15 protein-coding genes are annotated in these 18,580 nt (G+C 59.2%); 7 read left to right on the top strand and 8 right to left on the bottom strand.

Going from position 1 to position 18,580, the window contains the following annotated elements:
* Positions 1 to 229 precede the first annotated feature (229 nt).
* On the top strand, positions 230 to 5,131 hold the full coding sequence (locus tag AC1DIG_RS21985; RefSeq protein WP_477769000.1) for an NAD-glutamate dehydrogenase: 4,902 nt from the start codon (positions 230 to 232) through the stop codon (positions 5,129 to 5,131).
* Between the two features lie 57 nt (positions 5,132 to 5,188).
* Here the strand turns inward: AC1DIG_RS21985 and AC1DIG_RS21980 are convergent, their stop codons facing one another.
* From AC1DIG_RS21980 to pdxR, 4 genes are all read right to left on the bottom strand, one after another.
* Complete coding sequence (locus tag AC1DIG_RS21980; RefSeq protein WP_477768999.1) at positions 5,189 to 5,950, bottom strand: lytic polysaccharide monooxygenase auxiliary activity family 9 protein; 762 nt, start codon at positions 5,948 to 5,950, stop codon at positions 5,189 to 5,191.
* A gap of 126 nt (positions 5,951 to 6,076) precedes the next feature.
* Entirely contained in the window at positions 6,077 to 6,784 is a 708-nt protein-coding gene (locus AC1DIG_RS21975) for an ATPase (RefSeq protein WP_477768998.1), read from the bottom strand.
* Positions 6,785 to 7,052: 268 nt separating this feature from the next.
* Positions 7,053 to 7,346 (bottom strand): putative quinol monooxygenase, encoded by a 294-nt coding sequence (locus AC1DIG_RS21970; protein WP_477768997.1) that lies wholly within the window; start codon positions 7,344 to 7,346, stop codon positions 7,053 to 7,055.
* 125 nt (positions 7,347 to 7,471) lie between these two features.
* Entirely contained in the window at positions 7,472 to 8,905 is a 1,434-nt protein-coding gene (gene pdxR / locus AC1DIG_RS21965) for a MocR-like pyridoxine biosynthesis transcription factor PdxR (protein WP_477768996.1), read from the bottom strand.
* Between the two features lie 187 nt (positions 8,906 to 9,092).
* Between pdxR and AC1DIG_RS21960 the strand changes: the two genes are divergently transcribed.
* Positions 9,093 to 9,614 (top strand): GNAT family N-acetyltransferase, encoded by a 522-nt coding sequence (locus tag AC1DIG_RS21960; RefSeq protein WP_477768995.1) that lies wholly within the window; start codon positions 9,093 to 9,095, stop codon positions 9,612 to 9,614.
* Between the two features lies 1 nt (position 9,615).
* Here AC1DIG_RS21960 and AC1DIG_RS21955 read toward each other — a convergent pair whose 3' ends face one another.
* Positions 9,616 to 10,308: an aspartate/glutamate racemase family protein gene (locus AC1DIG_RS21955; RefSeq protein ID WP_477768994.1), complete on the bottom strand. Its 693-nt coding sequence runs from the start codon at positions 10,306 to 10,308 to the stop codon at positions 9,616 to 9,618.
* 79 nt (positions 10,309 to 10,387) lie between these two features.
* Here AC1DIG_RS21955 and AC1DIG_RS21950 point away from each other — a divergent pair, with 79 nt between their 5' ends.
* Both AC1DIG_RS21950 and AC1DIG_RS21945 read left to right on the top strand, forming a co-directional pair.
* A complete protein-coding gene (locus tag AC1DIG_RS21950; RefSeq protein ID WP_477768993.1) occupies positions 10,388 to 11,158 on the top strand; it encodes a helix-turn-helix domain-containing protein in 771 nt (256 codons plus the stop codon).
* Positions 11,159 to 11,228: 70 nt separating this feature from the next.
* Positions 11,229 to 11,723, top strand: coding sequence for a hypothetical protein (locus AC1DIG_RS21945; protein ID WP_477768992.1), 495 nt, complete (start codon positions 11,229 to 11,231; stop codon positions 11,721 to 11,723).
* Between the two features lie 148 nt (positions 11,724 to 11,871).
* Here the strand turns inward: AC1DIG_RS21945 and AC1DIG_RS21940 are convergent, their stop codons facing one another.
* Positions 11,872 to 12,093, bottom strand: coding sequence for a cbb3-type cytochrome c oxidase subunit 3 (locus AC1DIG_RS21940; protein ID WP_145014578.1), 222 nt, complete (start codon positions 12,091 to 12,093; stop codon positions 11,872 to 11,874).
* 58 nt (positions 12,094 to 12,151) lie between these two features.
* Entirely contained in the window at positions 12,152 to 13,579 is a 1,428-nt protein-coding gene (gene ccoN, locus AC1DIG_RS21935) for a cytochrome-c oxidase, cbb3-type subunit I (protein WP_477768991.1), read from the bottom strand.
* A 429-nt stretch (positions 13,580 to 14,008) separates the two neighbouring features.
* Here ccoN and AC1DIG_RS21930 point away from each other — a divergent pair, with 429 nt between their 5' ends.
* Both AC1DIG_RS21930 and AC1DIG_RS21925 read left to right on the top strand, forming a co-directional pair.
* Entirely contained in the window at positions 14,009 to 15,682 is a 1,674-nt protein-coding gene (locus tag AC1DIG_RS21930; RefSeq protein ID WP_477768990.1) for a nitrite/sulfite reductase, read from the top strand.
* Positions 15,679 to 16,173, top strand: a complete 495-nt coding sequence (locus AC1DIG_RS21925) for a DUF934 domain-containing protein (protein ID WP_477768989.1) — start codon at positions 15,679 to 15,681, stop codon at positions 16,171 to 16,173. Before AC1DIG_RS21930 ends, AC1DIG_RS21925 begins: the two co-directional genes overlap by 4 nt.
* Positions 16,174 to 16,250: 77 nt before the next feature.
* Here AC1DIG_RS21925 and AC1DIG_RS21920 read toward each other — a convergent pair whose 3' ends face one another.
* Positions 16,251 to 17,657 (bottom strand): DUF1254 domain-containing protein, encoded by a 1,407-nt coding sequence (locus AC1DIG_RS21920; protein ID WP_477768988.1) that lies wholly within the window; start codon positions 17,655 to 17,657, stop codon positions 16,251 to 16,253.
* 271 nt (positions 17,658 to 17,928) lie between these two features.
* On the opposite strand from AC1DIG_RS21920, the gene AC1DIG_RS21915 reads away from it, so the two are divergent.
* Positions 17,929 to 18,372 (top strand): SRPBCC family protein, encoded by a 444-nt coding sequence (locus AC1DIG_RS21915; protein WP_477768987.1) that lies wholly within the window; start codon positions 17,929 to 17,931, stop codon positions 18,370 to 18,372.
* The last annotated feature ends 208 nt before the right edge of the window (positions 18,373 to 18,580 follow it).

Below are 18,580 nucleotides of genomic sequence, written 5' to 3'. Positions count from 1 at the left end.
TGCGCAACCAATGGATACCCGTAAAGACAGTGCGCAATCGATCGCGCAGTGGTTTTTGCAGATGCCCATTCATGGAAGGTGAATGTGACCTGAGTGTCTCGTCCAGCTTCACCCAACTGTCACCCTGTTAACCTCTGCCCGAGATTCAGGAACAGGGTGACGGATCGCCCCGACAGGGGTTTTGCACGCGACGCTTCCATCAATAACAAGCCCAAGCGGAGTACCACAGATGGCGTTCTTCACCGCAGCCAGCAAAGCCGACTTCCAGCAACAACTGCAAGCGGCACTGGCGCAGCACATCAGTGAACAGTCACTGCCACAAGTGGCGCTGTTCGCTGAACAATTCTTCGGCATTATTTCCCTCGATGAGCTGACCCAGCGCCGGTTGTCCGACCTCGCCGGCTGCACCCTTTCTGCCTGGCGCCTGCTTGAGCGCTTTGATCATGCGCAACCACAAGTGCGCGTTTACAACCCGGATTACGAACGTCACGGCTGGCAGTCGACCCATACCGCGGTCGAAGTGCTGCACCACGACCTGCCATTTCTCGTGGACTCGGTGCGCACCGAGCTGAATCGTCGCGGCTACAGCATCCATACCTTGCAAACCACGGTGCTGAGCGTGCGTCGCGGCGCCAAGGGCGAACTGCTGGAAATCCTGCCGAAAGGCACCCAGGGCGAAGGCATTCTGCAAGAATCGCTGATGTACCTTGAGATCGATCGTTGCGCCCATACCGCCGAACTCAATGTGTTGAGCAAGGAGCTGGAGCAGGTTCTCGGTGAAGTCCGCGTTGCGGTCGCCGATTTCGAACCGATGAAAGCCAAGGTCCAGGAACTGATCGAAGGCATCGACAAGAGCAAATTTGCCGTCGATGCCGAAGAAAAGAGCGAGATCAAGGGCTTCCTCGAGTGGCTGGTGGGCAACCACTTCACGTTCCTCGGTTACGAAGAGTTCGTGGTTCGCGACGACAAGGATGGCGGTCATATCGAGTACGACCAGAGCTCGTTCCTGGGCCTGACCCGATTGCTGCGCGCCGGCCTGACGGCTGACGACCTGCGTATCGAAGACTACGCCGTGAACTACCTGCGCGAACCGACGCCACTGTCGTTCGCCAAGGCTGCGCATCCAAGCCGTGTGCACCGTCCGGCTTACCCTGACTATGTGTCGATCCGCCAGATCGATGCCAACGGTAAAGTCATCAAGGAATGCCGCTTCATGGGCCTGTACACCTCCTCGGTGTATGGCGAAAGCGTGCGAGTCATTCCGTACATCCGCCGCAAGGTCGATGTCATCGAGCAGCGCTCCGGCTTCCAGGCCAAGGCGCACCTGGGCAAGGAACTGGCCCAGGTACTCGAAGTGCTGCCGCGTGACGATCTGTTCCAGACCCCGGTCGACGAGCTGTTCAGCACCGTGATGTCGATCGTGCAGATTCAGGAACGCAACAAGATTCGCGTGTTCCTGCGCAAAGACCCGTACGGTCGTTTCTGCTACTGCCTGGCCTACGTGCCACGCGACATCTATTCCACCGAAGTGCGTCAGAAGATCCAGCAAGTGCTGATGGATCGCCTGAAAGCCAGCGATTGCGAGTTCTGGACCTTCTTCTCTGAGTCCGTACTGGCCCGTGTGCAACTGATTCTGCGGGTTGACCCGAAGAATCGCCTGGACATCGATCCGCTGCTGCTGGAAAAAGAAGTGGTTCAGGCCTGCCGCAGCTGGCAGGACGACTACGCAAGCCTGGTGGTCGAAAGCTTCGGCGAAGCCCAGGGCACCAATGTGCTGTCCGACTTCCCGAAAGGCTTCCCGGCCGGCTACCGCGAACGCTTCGCTGCGCATTCGGCTGTGGTCGACATGCAGCACCTGCTGAGCCTGAGCGAAAAAAATCCGCTGGTGATGAGCTTCTATCAGCCACTGGCCCAGTCCACCGGCCAGCAGTTGCTGCACTGCAAGCTGTATCACGCCGATACTCCGCTGGCGCTGTCCGACGTACTGCCGATCCTCGAAAACCTTGGCCTGCGCGTGCTCGGCGAGTTCCCGTATCGCCTGCGCCACAGCAATGGTCGCGAGTTCTGGATTCACGACTTTGCGTTCACCGCCGCTGAAGGCCTGAACCTCGACATCCAGCAGCTCAACGACACCCTGCAGGACGCGTTCGTCCACATCGTTCGCGGCGACGCCGAAAACGATGCGTTCAACCGTCTGGTACTGACCGCCGGCCTGCCATGGCGCGACGTGGCGCTGCTGCGTGCTTACGCCCGTTACCTGAAGCAGATTCGTCTGGGCTTCGACCTGGGCTACATCGCCAGCACCCTGAACAACCACACCGACATCGCTCGCGAGTTGACCCGGTTGTTCAAAACCCGTTTCTACCTGGCCCGCAAGCTGACCAGCGACGACCTCGACGACAAGCAACTGCGTCTGGAACACGCGATCCTGGCTGCGCTGGACGACGTTCAAGTACTGAACGAAGACCGCATCCTGCGTCGCTACCTGGACCTGATCAAGGCAACCCTGCGGACCAACTTCTACCAGACCGACGCCAACGGTCAGAACAAGTCCTACTTCAGCTTCAAGTTCAACCCGCACGCCATTCCAGAGCTGCCGAAGCCGGTTCCGAAGTTCGAAATCTTCGTCTACTCGCCACGCGTCGAAGGCGTGCACCTGCGCTTTGGCAACGTTGCTCGCGGTGGTCTGCGCTGGTCCGACCGTGAAGAAGACTTCCGTACCGAAGTCCTGGGCCTGGTAAAAGCCCAGCAAGTGAAGAACTCGGTCATCGTGCCGGTGGGTGCGAAGGGCGGCTTCCTGCCGCGTCGCCTGCCACTGGGTGGCAGCCGTGATGAAATCGCAGCAGAAGGCATCGCCTGCTACCGCATCTTCATTTCCGGTCTGTTGGACATCACCGACAACCTGAAAGACGGCGCGCTGGTACCGCCGGCCAACGTCGTGCGTCATGACGACGATGACCCGTACCTGGTGGTGGCTGCGGACAAGGGCACTGCGACCTTCTCCGACATCGCCAACGGTATTGCGATCGACTACGGCTTCTGGCTCGGTGATGCCTTCGCGTCGGGCGGCTCGGCCGGTTATGACCACAAGAAAATGGGCATCACCGCCAAAGGCGCGTGGGTTGGCGTTCAACGTCACTTCCGTGAGCGCGGTATCAACGTCCAGGAAGACAGCATCACTGTGGTCGGCGTCGGCGACATGGCCGGTGACGTGTTCGGTAACGGCTTGCTGATGTCCGACAAGCTGCAACTGGTTGCCGCGTTCAACCACCTGCACATTTTCATCGACCCGAACCCTGAGCCGGCCAACAGCTTCGCTGAGCGTCAGCGTCTGTTCGATCTGCCGCGTTCGGCGTGGTCGGATTACGACACCAGCATCATGTCCGAAGGCGGCGGGATCTTCTCCCGTAGCGCGAAAAGCATCGCGATTTCCCCGCAGATGAAAGAGCGCTTCGACATTCAGGCCGACAAGCTGACCCCGACCGAACTGCTGAACGCCTTGCTCAAGGCGCCAGTGGATCTGCTGTGGAACGGCGGTATCGGTACGTACGTCAAAGCCAGCAGCGAAAGCCACGCCGATGTCGGCGACAAGGCCAACGATGCACTGCGCGTGAACGGCAACGAACTGCGCTGCAAAGTCGTGGGCGAGGGCGGTAACCTCGGTATGACCCAACTGGGTCGTGTCGAATTCGGTCTCAATGGCGGCGGCTCCAACACCGACTTCATCGACAACGCCGGTGGCGTGGACTGCTCCGACCACGAAGTGAACATCAAGATCCTGCTCAACGAAGTGGTGCAGGCTGGCGACATGACCGAGAAGCAACGTAACCAGTTGCTTGGCAGCATGACGGATGAAGTCGGCGGCCTGGTTCTCGGCAACAACTACAAGCAGACCCAGGCCCTGTCCCTGGCAGCCCGTCGTGCCTACGTGCGGATTGCCGAGTACAAGCGCCTGATGAACGACCTGGAAGGCCGTGGCAAGCTGGACCGTGCCATCGAGTTCCTGCCGACCGAAGATCAACTCAACGAGCGCGTTGCGGCAGGCCATGGCCTGACCCGTGCCGAACTCTCGGTACTGATCTCCTACAGCAAGATCGACCTCAAGGAGCAGTTGCTCAACTCCCTGGTACCGGACGACGACTACCTGACCCGCGACATGGAAACCGCTTTCCCGCCGATGCTGGTGAGCAAGTTCTCCGAGGCCATGCGTCGTCACCGTCTGAAGCGTGAGATCGTCAGCACCCAGATCGCCAACGACCTGGTCAACCACATGGGCATCACCTTCGTTCAGCGACTCAAAGAGTCGACTGGCATGAGCCCGGCGAACGTGGCCGGCGCCTATGTGATCGTGCGTGACATCTTCCATCTCCCGCACTGGTTCCGTCAGATCGAAGCCCTGGATTACCAGGTTTCGGCCGACGTACAACTGGAACTTATGGATGAGCTGATGCGTCTGGGCCGTCGTGCCACTCGCTGGTTCCTGCGCAGCCGTCGCAACGAACAGAACGCAGCGCGCGACGTCGCCCACTTCGGTCCACATCTGGCAGCGCTGGGCCTCAAGCTCGACGAACTGCTGGAAGGCCCGACCCGCGAAGGCTGGCAGACCCGCTATCAGGCCTACGTCGCGGCTGGCGTACCTGAGTTGCTGGCGCGCATGGTTGCAGGCACTACGCACCTGTACACCTTGCTGCCAATTATCGAGGCGGCGGATGTGACCGGCCAGAACGCAGCGGACGTGGCCAAGGCCTACTTCGCCGTGGGCAGCGCGCTGGACCTGACCTGGTACCTGCAACAGATCAGCGCTCTGCCGGTGGAAAACAACTGGCAAGCACTGGCCCGTGAAGCGTTCCGCGATGACATCGACTGGCAGCAACGGGCGATCACCATCTCGGTCCTGCAAATGGGCAACGACGACCTGGACGTGGAAGCGCGTCTGGCCTTGTGGATGGACCAGAACCAGACCATGGTCGAGCGCTGGCGCGCCATGCTGGTGGACATCCGTGCCGCCAGCGGCACCGACTACGCCATGTACGCGGTCGCCAACCGCGAACTGCTGGACCTGGCGTTGAGCGGTCAAGCGGTGGTGCCTGTCACGACCGCTGCAATCGCTGAACTGGAGCCTGCTGCCTGATCATCAGGCGCTGAATAGAAAGCCCCGTCTTGAGAGAGACGGGGCTTTTTTTCAGCTTTATTTTTTATCGAAAAATAGGTCAAGCACTTGATAAAAGGCGGCTGCCGTATTGGCCACGTCCCAAACGGCGAGAAGGACGTGGTACCCGTCGCGATCAGGCAATGTCATCGTGTGTTGGTGAATGGGTCGTGGGTACAAAACGTCGGATCCAGGGACGGCGTAATGCGGTTGGAATGTGTTCAGGAATACCTCGACCGGTTCGTCTTCGAAATGCTCCCTTGCCAGTGGCTCGTTGTGGTTCCAGCCCTCTCTGGTGATCCAGTATGTCCATCGACGGGTTTTGTGGGGCTGACTGTATTCCCAGACGACACTAAACGGACCCGGCTTGACATTGTGTTTTTTCCAGTGCGAGCCGGGAGCGTTGAGCAGGGCGCGAGCATCCGCTGTATGTCCGCCACTGGCAATCTCGCCATTAGCGGGAGGAGTGCGGCTGTAGACGTCATCTGGAGCATCCGGGTCCGGCAAATTACCCGCCAGTGCGGGGAACCCTTTTCCACCCTCTAACTCATTGGCTTGACTGAGATTCAGTTTTCCTTCATCAGCGAGGAACTGTGCACGGGATTTTGGATTGGAGATTCTGCCATGCCTGGGCAGAGGCACGTTTCTGGTTTCTAGCTCGCCTAGTACAATATCAAGGAGTTCGATTACCTCGTCCAACGAGGATTTTTGTAGATCACTCTTAGAGCGTTGTCCGTTTTGTGAAGCCATCGCATCGATACTCCATTCAGTAAAACCACCAAAGACCGGACGAAAGGCCATTGGCCCGTTTCCTGTCTGTCGAGGTGGATTAGAGAAGGAAGGATCAATCACTGTCTACTGTCAGAGTTGACAGTAGACAGTTGTGTTTAGCTGTGTTTTCAGGTCTGGCAGGGTAACCGAAGTTGGTTATTTGACGGTGCGTAAATCTTCGCTCGATAACGAAAGTTTATCTGACGACCTGGTCAGTAAATTACTGAGCGACTGGTCAAACTTTTGCAACGCGCGAACTTGAATAGTCTGCTGTTCATTGATGTCGGCAACTATCTCGCTTGTCGGTTTGAAATCGGCCCACACCGGGCTCAGGCTTTTTGCCTCATGGCCTTGAGCGGTTCCGATGTAATTGAACCTGGCGTCATAGAAGGCCGCCGAGACATCGGCCTGCACATTGGAACTGCGCGAGGTGATGAGCTGACTATGGGTATCGATGACCGCCACGACATCCGGTTTCGCAGCCTTGAGACTTTGCATGTCCGGGTAGACCGTCACCGAGCCGAACTGCCGTTGCAGGGAAGCCTTGACCCAATCCACCGCCATGTCCGGTTGGGAGGTGGAAACATAGGCGTCGTGGATCGGCTGCACCAGCAGGCTCTGGCCGAAGCCCGTACCGGCGTTGGCCTGGTAGTCCTTGAGGTAGGCACGGCTGTTCTGGGTGTTTTGGCTGTAGACGATGCCCAGTGATACGTTCGGACCGCTGGTGACATGGGTGGCGCTGGAGTGCATGACCGGTGCCGTGAAGTAGTTGCTCAATGCGGCGTGTTCTTCTGGCGCGGTGGGCACCGAACAACCGGTTAATAAGGCGGTGAAGCTTACGCTGGTTACCAGAATCAGTTTCATGGTTTATCTCCAGTGAAACACGTTCAGTCGGGAAGTTTAAGAGGTCGAACAATGTCGACGTAGTTCCAGACTAAACCTGTGGGCTGGAAATTAAATAGCCAATAGTTCCACTGGTCGGAGGGCTGATTTATTAGGGATTTAAAAGTGCGTAGTTGATTTCCTAAGGAAATAAACGGGGCCTGAATATAAAGTTCAGGCCCTGTTACTTATGGCTGGAGGGGTGGGTATTAGTTTTTCAATAGCGTCAGTAGTTCATCGTGTCAACGGGTTAAACGATGGGAAAACTGTTGAAGTCGACGCTGCTGGCCAGTCGGCTGTCGATCAGGCTGATGAAGCCTTGAACTTGCGGGCAGTAGAAGTGTGATTGCATGGCGGTTTCGGACTGCCAGCGGGCACTGACCGTCCATCGATTGTCGTCCTCCGGGCAGCGGTCGACCATGTAGGAGTCGCAACCCGGGAGCTCACGCAATGTTTCGACGATCTTCTGCAATTGCTTGCCCAGTTCATCCGAGCGGCCAGCGGCGGCCTTTACCTGGACCGTATTGATTATTTCGTTGGGCATCGCACACGCTCCTGTATCAAGCCGGACGAGGCTCGCTCATGGTGGGATAACGCCTGTGCAGGATAGGCCTGTGTCGGGTAGCGGCCAACAGCCAATTGGCAGTAAAAGCGCCATACCAATAGACCTCAACAGACTTGCTGGAAGATCTCGCGCAAGCGGTCCAGGGCTACATCGATGTCCAGGGTTTCGATGGCGCCGAAGCCCATGAACAACCCGGCCCGAGGTGATTGCTGATAGTAAAAGTCGTTCAAACCGTACAGCCCGACTTCGACTTTTTTCGCCAGTGCGATGACCCGCGGGACATCCACCTCGACCTTGCACAGCAACGCCATGTGAAAGCCGGCAGTGGTTGGCACTGCTTCGAGCCAGGGCGAAAGGTCCCCGGCGACGCGTGCGAGGATCCGCTCGCGCCGCCCGGCATAGACCGTATGGCAGCGGCGGATGTGCTTTAGCAGGCAGCCTTCGGCAATGAATTTGGCCAGCGCCCATTGCGGCAGGGTCGAGGTGTGCACGTCGGTCAGTTGCTTGGCGCGGATCACTGCTTCGAGAATGGCCGGCGGCAGAATCGTGTAACCCAGGCGCAATTCCGGCAGCAGGGTTTTCGAAAAAGTCCCGACGTAGGCGACGATCCCGCGCTCATCCATGCTTTGCAGGGAGTCGGTGGGGCGGCCCTCGTAGCGGAATTCACTGTCGTAGTCGTCCTCGATAATGATTGCGCCCAGCTCATGCGCCCTTGCCAGCAAGGCTTCGCGACGTGCCTGGCTCATCGGCATGCCGAGCGGGAACTGGTGCGAGGGCGTGACATAGATCAGCCGGGTTCCATCGGGAATCAGATCGACTTGAATGCCTTGCTCATCCACCGGCACCCCGACCACCTCGGCACCGTGAGAGGCGAACAACAGACGTGCCGGCGGGTAACCGGGGTCCTCCATGGCCACGAGGCTGCCGGGCTCCGTCAGTACGCGGGAGATCAGGTCCAGCGCTTGCTGCGCACCGTTGCACACCACCACGTCATCATCCTGGCAGTTAACCCCACGGGAAAAGGCGATATGCCGGGCGATCGCGTTGCGCAGCGCCGGTAGGCCTTCCGGCTGGCTGTAAAAACCCTTGGAACCGGCAATCTGTCGCAGCGCATGGGCGGTGCAGCGGCGCCAGTCATCCTGAGGAAACTGGCCCTTGCTGGTGGCGCCGCCAATGAACTCGTAACGCAGCGAACCCTCCAGGGTAGGGTGGCGCAGGAGCGACGGCATGTTGCGCCAACGCTCGAGGGTGTCGGCGCTCGCGAGTTCAGAGTGGCTCTGTTTGCGGACGATTGCCGAGGGGCGGGCATTGACGTAGGTGCCTTTGCCGATCTTCCCGGTGAGGAAGTTCTCGTAGGTCAACTGCGCGTAAGTATCGGAAATGGTCTTGCGTGAGATACCCAATTGTTCGGCGAGCAAGCGGCTCGGAGGTAGCTGTGTTCCGGCGGCCAGGCGACCCGACTCGATGGCGCTGCGCAGTTGCTGATACAGCTGTCCTGCGAGGTCCTTGCGGCCGTTGATCACAACATGAAGTTCCATACCCGCGAGGCTCCTGCGGCAGTTGGTGTCTTGGGTTGACGTGTATGGCGCCAGATTACCCGTATTGCGGTGTCGGGAAGAAGTTGCAGCGCATCCATATTCGCGCTTCACCGCACTATGGCTGTCGTCACCCGGGTGATGATCCGTTTAGACTCGATGGTCATGTCATTTTCAAGGAGGAATCACCATGCCAGCCATCGATCCTGTGATCACCATTGAGCGTATGAGCGAAGCCCACGTCGAGGGCATCACCGCGCTTTACAACGACCCGGCGGTCGCCCGCCAAGTGCTGCAAATGCCGTTTCAGTCCCCTGAAGTCTGGCGCAAGCGCCTGGCGCCGGAGAACGAGCGGGTGGTGCAGTTGGTGGCGTTGCATCAGGGCCAGGTCATTGGCAACGTGGGCCTGGAGCAGGCCTCGCGAATCCGTCGTAGCCATTGCGCCAGCATCGGCATGGGTGTGGCGGTCGCGTGGCAAGGCAAGGGCGTTGGCTCTCGGCTGCTCGCGGCGGTGCTGGACCTTGCCGACAACTGGATGAACGTGCAACGGGTCGAACTCTCGGTGTATGCGGATAACGAAGCGGCGATCGCGCTGTACCGCAAGTTCGGTTTCGATACAGAAGGCTTGTTTCGCGAGTATGCGGTACGCGATGGCGTGCTGGTGGACGCCCTGAGCATGGCGCGCTTGCGCCGTCTGCTCAAGGCTTCCTGAGTCAGTCGTTCAGGGCGAACGCCACTGCCGCTTGCGCATGCAGCTCGGTGGTGTCGAGCAGCGGCAGTTTGCTGTGCTCGGGTTTGATCAGCAGGCTGATTTCCGTGCAGCCGAGGATGATCGCCTGGGCGCCGCGCGCTGCCAGCCCGTCAATGACCTGCTGGTAAATCTTGCGTGAGGCGTCGTTGATCACCCCGACACAGAGTTCGTCGTAGATGACCCGGTGCACGGCCTGCCGTTCGGCGGCATCCGGGACCAAAACGGTCAAATCCTTGGCCTTGAGCCTATCCTTGAGGAAGTCCTGTTCCATGGTGAAGGCCGTGCCGAGCAAGCCGACGGTCATCGCTCCGGCGTCCAGGGCGGCTTGACCTGCCGGGTCGGCAATGTGCAGAAACGGCACGGTTATCGCCGCCTGAATCTGTTCGGCCACTTTATGCATGGTGTTGGTACACAGCACTACGCATTCGGCACCGCCGGCTTCAAGCCGGCGGGCGGCGTCCACCAGAATCAGTGCTGCATCGTCCCAGCGCCCGGCATGCTGAGCCTGTTCGACAGGCCCGAAGTCGACGCTGTACATTAGCAATTTCGCCGAGCGCAATGGCCCAAGACGGTCACGAACCTGCTGGTTGATGAGGCGGTAGTACTCGGCGCTGGACTCCCAGCTCATGCCGCCGATAAGGCCGATGGTGCGCATGGTGTGCTCCTGTTGATGGCTGACTTTGTATAAGCGAGTTTCCCGTGGCGCATGGGTCCGATCTATCAGGAAATTTCACATGCCTGGCCCGCTGAGTCAGAGGCTGCTAGGTGGCAAGCTCTGCCTGCAGCTCCTGCCGCGTGCGGCTTACAGTGCTCGCGATCCGGCAACCGGGCAAACCCTTGGTGTGACGCTGGAGCGTCAGCAGGGTGTACACGCTATCGATTCGGATCGTCGGGTGGATTTTGACACCTGGCCCGGCGTGCTGGCCTACACCCCGGCGGGTGTTGAGGTGTTTTCCGAATCGGCAACGGGTGGCGAATACCTGTTGGCATGCTGGAGCGAACCGTTGGCTGATGAGCCGGGCTCCCTGTTCACTCATCGGGTTCAGTCTGGCGGCCATGCTCAGGCGTTGACACTGGGGCGTGAAGCCCGGCGATTGCTGCTCGATCCTCAGCCTGACCGGTTTGCACTGGAGGAGTGCGCCTTGGCCTTCGTCGGCTTGCCGATCATCGATACACCTCAACGTCAGGCGCCTCATGCATTCTCGCGGGTGCTGGAGCAGATCGCCGAGCAGTTCGATCAACCGTTGACCCTGGCGCAATTGGCAGCCACCAGTGGCCAGACCGAACTGCGTTTGCTGCGTGACTTCACTCGGGTCATCGGCCTCACGCCTCACGCGTATCTGGTCGAAGTCCGGGTGCAGGCGGCGCGGCGGCTGATCGAGCGCAGCTCGCTGCCACTGGCGGCTATCGCTCAGGACTGTGGGTTCGCCCATCAGTCGCACATGGGCAGTGCCTTTCGTAAGCTGCTGGGAATGACCCCGAGCCAATACCGCTCGCGCTTTTAGTCGTACGCCGGCAGCGTGCATCTGCCATGCTCAAGGTCCGCAGTACTGCTTCAACCAAAGGAACACCGCAATGGATGACGTACAGCAACTGGGTGAGATGCTTCGCCACTACGCAGAAAGCGAAGCGCACAAAAAGCAGCTGTTTGAAAGCCAATCGGCCGTGTGGGCGACGCGTATAGGCGAGTTGTTCGGGCAGATCGAACAGTGGCTGGCGCCGGTCAAGGCCCCGCACTTGCTGGAAGTGAGCCGCGAAGCCTATGTGGCGTTCGGGGCGAACGTGCCGGTCGAGAGTTCGACCTTCAAGACCGAAAAACTGAGCATTCTGATTGCCGGTAAACCGGTGGAAATCGTGCCGGAAGTGATGGGCGCCGGTGGGCTTATTTCACTGGCGGTGATGGGCCTGACCGCTGCGCGTTACGGCAGTGTGTCGCTGGTGTGTCAGCCGCCTTCGACTGACTGGCAATGGCGCAAGACCAACGGTCTGAAAGACCCGGACACCTTTGCCTTCGACGCGAATTTCCTGGCGCAGCAGTTGCAGAGCCTGATACCGCGCGATCGGGGTTGAACACTGCAGATTTTGTGACCGACAAGTAACCCATGTGGGAGCGAGCTTGCTCCGGGCGGCGTTCCGACGATGGCGGCGTTACATCCGACATCGATGCTGAATGTAATGGCCTCTTCGCGAGCAAGCTCGCTCCCACAGGGGGGCTGCATCAAATCTCCAGATTTCCCCAGCCTGGCCTGGCCTCTTCAGGCGCAACGGCTTTCACAGTCTTGCCCGTCGCCAGCTCCACCCGCCGTGCCACTTCCGGGTCATCGGCAAACGGGATCAGGCTGGCATCGTCCAGGCTCTCGGCCGACTGATGCCGCAAACAGTACTCCACCGAAAAATACAGGCACGCCACGCCCAACAGATCCAGCATGACTTCGATCATGACGAACATCCCCTGAGGTGAGAGACGCAAGCCGGTACGGCTTGCGTCATGGGCCGGATCAAGCGATCCGTGCTTCGCTTTCGGCAATCTTCAGGTCGGCGACCCGCACGGTGCGCCAGGTGTTGTAGGCCATCAGCAACATACCGCTGAGGAAGAACACACCGCCGACGAAACGCACGATGAAGCCCGGATGGCTGGCCACCAGGGTTTCGACGAAGGAATAGGTCAGCGTGCCATCATCGTTGATGGCGCGCCACATCAGGCCCTGGGTGATGCCGTTGACCCACATCGAGGCGATGTACAGCACCGTGCCGATGGTGGCTAGCCAGAAGTGAGTGTTGATCAGGCCGATGCTGTACATCTGCTCGCGGCCGAAGACTTTCGGGATCATGTGATACAGCGAGCCGAAGGTGATCATCGCCACCCAGCCCAAGGCGCCGGCGTGGACATGGCCGATGGTCCAGTCGGTGTAGTGGGAGAGGGCGTTGACGGTTTTGATCGCCATCATCGGCCCTTCGAAGGTCGACATGCCGTAGAACGCCAGCGACAGCACCAGAAACCGCAGGATCGGGTCGGTGCGCAACTTATGCCAGGCGCCCGAGAGCGTCATCATGCCGTTGATCATTCCGCCCCAGCTCGGCGCCAGCAGGATCAGCGACATCGCCATGCCCAGTGATTGCGCCCAGTCCGGCAGTGCGGTGTAGTGCAAGTGGTGCGGGCCGGCCCAGATGTACAGGGTGATCAGCGCCCAGAAATGCACGATCGACAACCGATAGGAATACACCGGCCGGCCAACCTGTTTCGGTACGAAGTAATACATCATCCCGAGGAAACCGGTGGTCAGGAAGAAGCCCACCGCGTTGTGCCCATACCACCACTGCACCATCGCATCGGTGGCCCCGGAGTACACCGGATAGGACTTGAACCAGCCCACCGGAATCGACAGGTGATTGACCACGTGCAGCATGGCGATCACCACAATGAACGCACCGAAGAACCAGTTGCCGACGTAGATGTGTTTGGTCTTGCGCTGCACCACGGTGGTGAAGAACACAATGGCGTAGGCGACCCAGACCACCGTCATCCACACCGCGCCGGAGAATTCGATCTCGGCGTATTCCTTGGTGGTGGTGTAGCCCAGGGGGAGGGTGATCAGCATGCTGACGATCACCGATTGCCAGCCCCAGAAGGTGAACGCGGCGAGTTTGTCGCTGTACAGTCGCACCTGGCAGGTGCGCTGCACCGCGTAGTAACTGGCGGCAAATTGTGCGCTGCCGGCAAAACCGAAAATCACCAGGCTGGTGTGCAGCGGGCGCAAGCGGCCAAAGGTGGTCCAGGGCAAATCGAGGTTCGCCTCCGGCCACACCAGTTGCGAGGCGATCCACACGCCCATCGCCATCCCGATAACACCCCATACCACTGTTGCCACGACGAATTGGCGAACGACCTTGTAGTTATAGGCCTGTCCGATTGCTGCTGTGCTCATGGTCAATGCTTCCACGGTTGCAAAGTCTTGCCAGGCCACCCGGTCTGGCATGCGCTCAACTGTAGAAACCCTCGTCGAAACAAAACAGACTCAGAAAAACTGCATTAATACGGATCAGATGCAGGGCCTGCCTGCGGTGATCTGCCGCGCCCTGATACGGTTTTTTAGTCTTTAGCTGAATCTGTAACCACCTGAGCCGCTACTGCATAGTCACCACCACACAAGAACCCCGGTTACCCACCTCGTAGCAGCTGCCGAGCCCGCGAGGCTGCGTTCGAGTGCGCAGCGCTCGTAATCCAGGCGACGCGGTATGACAGACACACCGCGTGCTCAGGTTCTACGACTGCTTCGCAGCCGAACGCAGCCTCGCGGGCTCGGCAGCTGCTACGTGTTCTGTGGGTTTGGGGTCAGCATTGATGAGGTAGGACCATGTATCAGTACGATGATTATGACCGGGCCCTGGTCTTTGAACGGGTTGCGCAGTTTCGCGATCAGGTCGAACGGTTCATGGCCGGAGCCTTGAGTGAGGAAGAGTTTTTGCCGTTGCGCCTGCAGAACGGCCTGTACATGCAAAAACACGCCTACATGCTGCGGGTGGCCATTCCTTATGGCACCCTGAGCGCCCGGCAGATGCGTACGCTGGCGAGCATCGCCCGGGATTACGATCGGGGTTACGGTCACTTCACCACCCGGCAGAACATGCAATTCAACTGGATCGAACTGGCCCAGGTGCCGGACATCCTCGAGCGTCTGGCCCAGGTCGAAATGCATGCGATCCAGACCTCCGGCAACTGCGTGCGCAACATCACCACCGAAGCCTTTTCCGGGGTGGCCGCCGATGAGCTGATCGACCCACGGCCCTTGGCGGAAATCCTCCGGCAGTGGTCGACCATCAACCCCGAATTCCTGTTTTTGCCGCGCAAATTCAAGATCGCCATCTGCTCGGCGGAACACGACCGTGCAGCAATCATGATGCATGACATCGGTCTCTACCTGTACCGCGACGCGGCGGGGCAGATGTTGCTGCGGGTGATCGTTGGCGGCGGTCTGGGGCGCACGCCGATCCTCGGCTTGCAGATCCGTGAAGGGTTGCCGTGGCAGCATCTGCTGTCCTACGTCGAGGCGGTGTTGCGGGTGTACAACCGCCATGGCCGGCGTGACAACAAGTACAAAGCGCGGATCAAGATTCTGGTCAAGGCGCTGGGCATCGAGGCCTTCGCCCAGGAAGTCGAACAGGAGTGGCAACACCTCAAGGATGGCCCGGCGCAGTTGACCGACGTCGAATACCAGCGCGTCGCCAGCGCGTTCGTGCCGCCTGCCTATGAACAACTGGCCGACACCGACCTGGACTTCGGCACTCGCCTGAGCGAGAACCCGGCGTTCGCACGTTGGGTTGCGCGGAACGTGCAGCCGCACAAAGTGCCGGGCTACACCAGCGTGGTGCTGTCGACCAAACCCGGCTTGGCCTCACCGCCAGGTGATGTCACCGGCGCGCAGATGGACGCGGTGGCCGACTGGTCCGAGCAATTCGGTTTCGGTGAAATCCGCATTGCCCATGAACAGAACATTGTCCTGCCGGATGTACCCAAGGCTGACTTGTACGCATTGTGGTGCCTGGCCTGCGAGCACGGACTGGGCTGCGCCAACATCGGCTTGCTGACTGACATCATTGCCTGCCCCGGCGGCGATTTCTGCGCGTTGGCCAATGCCAAATCGATCCCCATCGCCCAAGCGATCCAGGCACGTTTCGATGACCTGGATTACCTCCACGACCTGGGCGACATCAGCCTGAATATCTCTGGCTGCATGAATGCCTGTGGTCATCACCACATCGGCAATATCGGCATCCTCGGCGTCGATAAGAATGGCAGCGAGTGGTACCAGATCACCCTCGGTGGATCACAGGGCAAGAACAGTGCGTTGGGCAAGGTCATCGGCCCGTCGTTCAGCGCTGCCGAAGTGCCGCAGGTGATCGAGCGAATCATCGCGACCTTTGTCCGTTATCGCGAGAGTGAAGAACTGTTTGTCGACACCTTGCAGCGCATCGGTCTGGAGCCGTTCAAGGAACGCATTTATTCCAAGAGCCTGGAGGTCGTCGCATGAACAATCTGCTGCGGTTGGAAGAAGGTGCTGCGCTTAAGGTCGACGACGATCCGTGGACACTGGTCAGAGACCTGGAAAGCGAACTGCCAACGGGGCCGCTGATCTTGCCGCTGGCCCTGTGGCTGATGCGCCGTATTGAACATCATCCGTCGCGAGACGCGGTGTGGCTGGGGCCGGATGACGAGGTCGAAAGTCTCAAGCCGTGGCTCAAGTTGATACCCATGATCGCTCTGGAGTTTCCAAGTTTTCGCGATGGCCGGGCTTACAGCCAGGCTTACCTGTTGCGCACGCGTTTGGGTTGGGCGGGGGAGTTGCGGGCGATTGGCGATGTGCTGCGCGACCAGCTCAGCCACATGCGCCAATGCGGCTTCGATGCGTTCGCGGTGCGTGAAGACAAATGCGCTGAAGATGCCCTCAAGGGGCTGGTGGGGATGAGCGTGCATTACGGTCGCTCGGTGATCGAGCCACGGCCGTTGTTTCGCCGGCGCTGAGCCTCACGTTCAACAGCTTCGAGTGACGTGTGCGCCCACGGTTGCGTGGGTGCACACGGTTTGCGTATCACTTCAACTTACGGGTTGATCGGCGTCAACGGTGGCAGTTTCCATTGGCCGTTACCGACTTGAGGCTGCGGCAGGTACAGGCGCAACACGGCGTAGAACGGACCGTGCGGCGCCGGCAACCAGTTGCTGCGCTGATCCTTGAGCGGTTCGGAGTGCTGCAGGTAAAGCGTCAGGCCGCCGTCCGGGTCGCGCTTGAAGGTGGACAGCATGCGCGAGTTGAGCAGGTAGCGTTTCTTGTGGTTGGGCACCAGCAGCTTGGTCTTGCCGTCGTACATGGTCAGCGACCAGAACGCGTCGGCCGGTGGCAGTTGATCCTTGTCAAAGTGCACGGTGTAGCTGTGTCTCGCGCCGTTGGCCGGTTTGCCCAGGCTGTCGACGAGATAGCTGAACTTGGCTGCTTCATCGGCCGAGTTGCCAAAGATCCCCACGTTGGCGCCGGCGTAGCGGTACAGATAATTGTTGTTCAAGTGGTCGCGGGTTCCGAACAAGTCTCCGTTGTTGACCTGATGGGTATCGATCTTGTCTTTCTTGAACGCCGCGTACTCGGCCTTGGCATCGGCAATCCCGTCGTCGAGGGCTTTGCGCTGTTCGGCGGTGAGGGTTTTGAGGTCGTACGGCTGGCCGGCAACAATGCCGATTTTCGCGAAGCGTGCCAGTTGGTCTTTTTCAACGTCTTGCGCCGGGGCGAAGCCGAGCATGAAGTTCAGGTAGCGGAACAGCTCCGGGCTGTCGCTCATGGTCGGGGTAGGCTTGGGCCAGTCGATCTTTGGCGCCGCGGCCGGAGCCGGTTGCCCCAGGTACTGGCTCAGCGTCTGAACTTTGTAGCCGTGCTGGATTTTCTTGACCTTCTCCAGGTCCTTTTCATCAAACAACTGCGTGCGGTACAGCGCATAGGCAATATTGCTTTCACTGCGTACCAGGCGATCGATCTTGAGCGGTTGCTGACCTTGCCATTCAGGACCGGCAATCATGAAGGTCCCGCCCTTGTTACCCGTGCTGCGGGTGCCCAGGTAAGCAAAATTCTGGGTGTAGAGGTCGACCAGTTGTACCGAGTAGTAACGCTCTTCGGCGATCTGCGGCAGGGTCACAACCACAGGCTCCGCGCGCAGGTCCATCCAGAGAACCGAGCTGGGAGTGTCCGGGTTTGGGGTAACGAACGCGGTGTCCTTGGGGGTGAACGCTCTTGCCGTATTGCTGATGTGGTTGAGCGGTGCCTTGAAGTTCGGACCGTTCTTGTCCACCGCCTGGGAGTACAGGGTCTTGTACATCTCCACCACCGGGAAACCGTAGAGATACGCGTCTTTGGCGATCCCCCGGGCTTCTTCGGGGCTGGCGCTGAAATCTGCCCAGGCGCTGGCGCTCAGTAGCAAAGAGAGGCCGGCGAGCAACAGGCGGGTCGGTTTTTCGATGGTCATTGCACAGTCCTATGGATAAGCGCGATTCAGGTGTTATTTCACGGGCGTAATGTCGTCGAGTTTGCGGTTTTTGTCGAAACAAGTTTCCGTTACCGAACAAAGGTGCACGTCGTTGCGGGTCGTTACCCGGTCACTTTTTGCATACAGTCACCTAAATTTCGTGCGTCAAAATAATAAGCCTATTCACAGGCTTGCATGTGAAAAGCGCTGTAATACGGTAAATGTCGAGTGCTAATCTGCCGGTATTCGTACTCAAGGAAGGACACTGTCTATGCCAGTTCTGGAACTCTCCACGCTGATCAGAGGGCAAACACCCGCACAGGTTCTCGATTTTTGTCTTGAAGGCAGCAACTTCCCGAAAATCTTCCCGGAACGGGTGACGCCATTAGGCAACATCGACGTGAACGATTTGCGTATCACTGCCGGTCGGGAGTTCAGTTTTCGTCACTGGATGTTCGGCTGTATTCCGGCGACCTGGACCGTAACGATCCGCGAGGTCAGCGACAGCCATTTCATCGACGAAATGCTCAAGGGGCCAATGGCGGCATTTCGTCATGAGCACCGGGTCGCGGCGGTGGAGGGCGGGACGCTGTACACCGATCGCGTCACCTATGCAGCCATTGGCGGTGCACTTTTCGAGTGGTTGATGGTCAATGCCTACATGCGGCGGATTTTCCGCGCCCGGCACCGCAATATGCTGCGTTTGCTGGGATAGTGCACCGTGTATCCAGTCCCTGTGGGAGCGAGCTTGCTCGCGATGCGGCCATAACATTCAGCATCAATGTCGGATGTAACACCGCCATCGTCGGAACGCCGCCTGGAGCAAGCTCGCTCCCACAGGGTTTTGTGTTGGTTGTTAAAGTTGTATCCAATTTGGGCGACGACACATCACAATTTGTATCTGGCCATAGGTCGTCGGACAA

The organism is Pseudomonas sp. 05N431, from assembly GCF_056397005.1.
This window is presented reverse-complemented; position numbering and strand designations above follow the sequence as displayed.

What these genes read in the sequence shown, in the direction of transcription:
- AC1DIG_RS21920 (WP_477768988.1), bottom strand. Translation starts at nt 17,657, where the DNA reads ATGACCATCGAAAAACCGACCCGCCTGTTGCTCGCCGGCCTCTCTTTG.
- ccoN (WP_477768991.1), bottom strand. Translation starts at nt 13,579, where the DNA reads ATGAGCACAGCAGCAATCGGACAGGCCTATAACTACAAGGTCGTTCGC.
- AC1DIG_RS21930 (WP_477768990.1), top strand. Translation starts at nt 14,009, where the DNA reads ATGTATCAGTACGATGATTATGACCGGGCCCTGGTCTTTGAACGGGTT.
- AC1DIG_RS21940 (WP_145014578.1), bottom strand. Translation starts at nt 12,093, where the DNA reads ATGATCGAAGTCATGCTGGATCTGTTGGGCGTGGCGTGCCTGTATTTT.
- AC1DIG_RS21915 (WP_477768987.1), top strand. Translation starts at nt 17,929, where the DNA reads ATGCCAGTTCTGGAACTCTCCACGCTGATCAGAGGGCAAACACCCGCA.
- pdxR (WP_477768996.1), bottom strand. Translation starts at nt 8,905, where the DNA reads ATGGAACTTCATGTTGTGATCAACGGCCGCAAGGACCTCGCAGGACAG.
- AC1DIG_RS21950 (WP_477768993.1), top strand. Translation starts at nt 10,388, where the DNA reads ATGCCTGGCCCGCTGAGTCAGAGGCTGCTAGGTGGCAAGCTCTGCCTG.
- AC1DIG_RS21985 (WP_477769000.1), top strand. Translation starts at nt 230, where the DNA reads ATGGCGTTCTTCACCGCAGCCAGCAAAGCCGACTTCCAGCAACAACTG.
- AC1DIG_RS21945 (WP_477768992.1), top strand. Translation starts at nt 11,229, where the DNA reads ATGGATGACGTACAGCAACTGGGTGAGATGCTTCGCCACTACGCAGAA.
- AC1DIG_RS21925 (WP_477768989.1), top strand. Translation starts at nt 15,679, where the DNA reads ATGAACAATCTGCTGCGGTTGGAAGAAGGTGCTGCGCTTAAGGTCGAC.
- AC1DIG_RS21970 (WP_477768997.1), bottom strand. Translation starts at nt 7,346, where the DNA reads ATGCCCAACGAAATAATCAATACGGTCCAGGTAAAGGCCGCCGCTGGC.
- AC1DIG_RS21980 (WP_477768999.1), bottom strand. Translation starts at nt 5,950, where the DNA reads ATGGCCTTTCGTCCGGTCTTTGGTGGTTTTACTGAATGGAGTATCGAT.
- AC1DIG_RS21955 (WP_477768994.1), bottom strand. Translation starts at nt 10,308, where the DNA reads ATGCGCACCATCGGCCTTATCGGCGGCATGAGCTGGGAGTCCAGCGCC.
- AC1DIG_RS21960 (WP_477768995.1), top strand. Translation starts at nt 9,093, where the DNA reads ATGCCAGCCATCGATCCTGTGATCACCATTGAGCGTATGAGCGAAGCC.
- AC1DIG_RS21975 (WP_477768998.1), bottom strand. Translation starts at nt 6,784, where the DNA reads ATGAAACTGATTCTGGTAACCAGCGTAAGCTTCACCGCCTTATTAACC.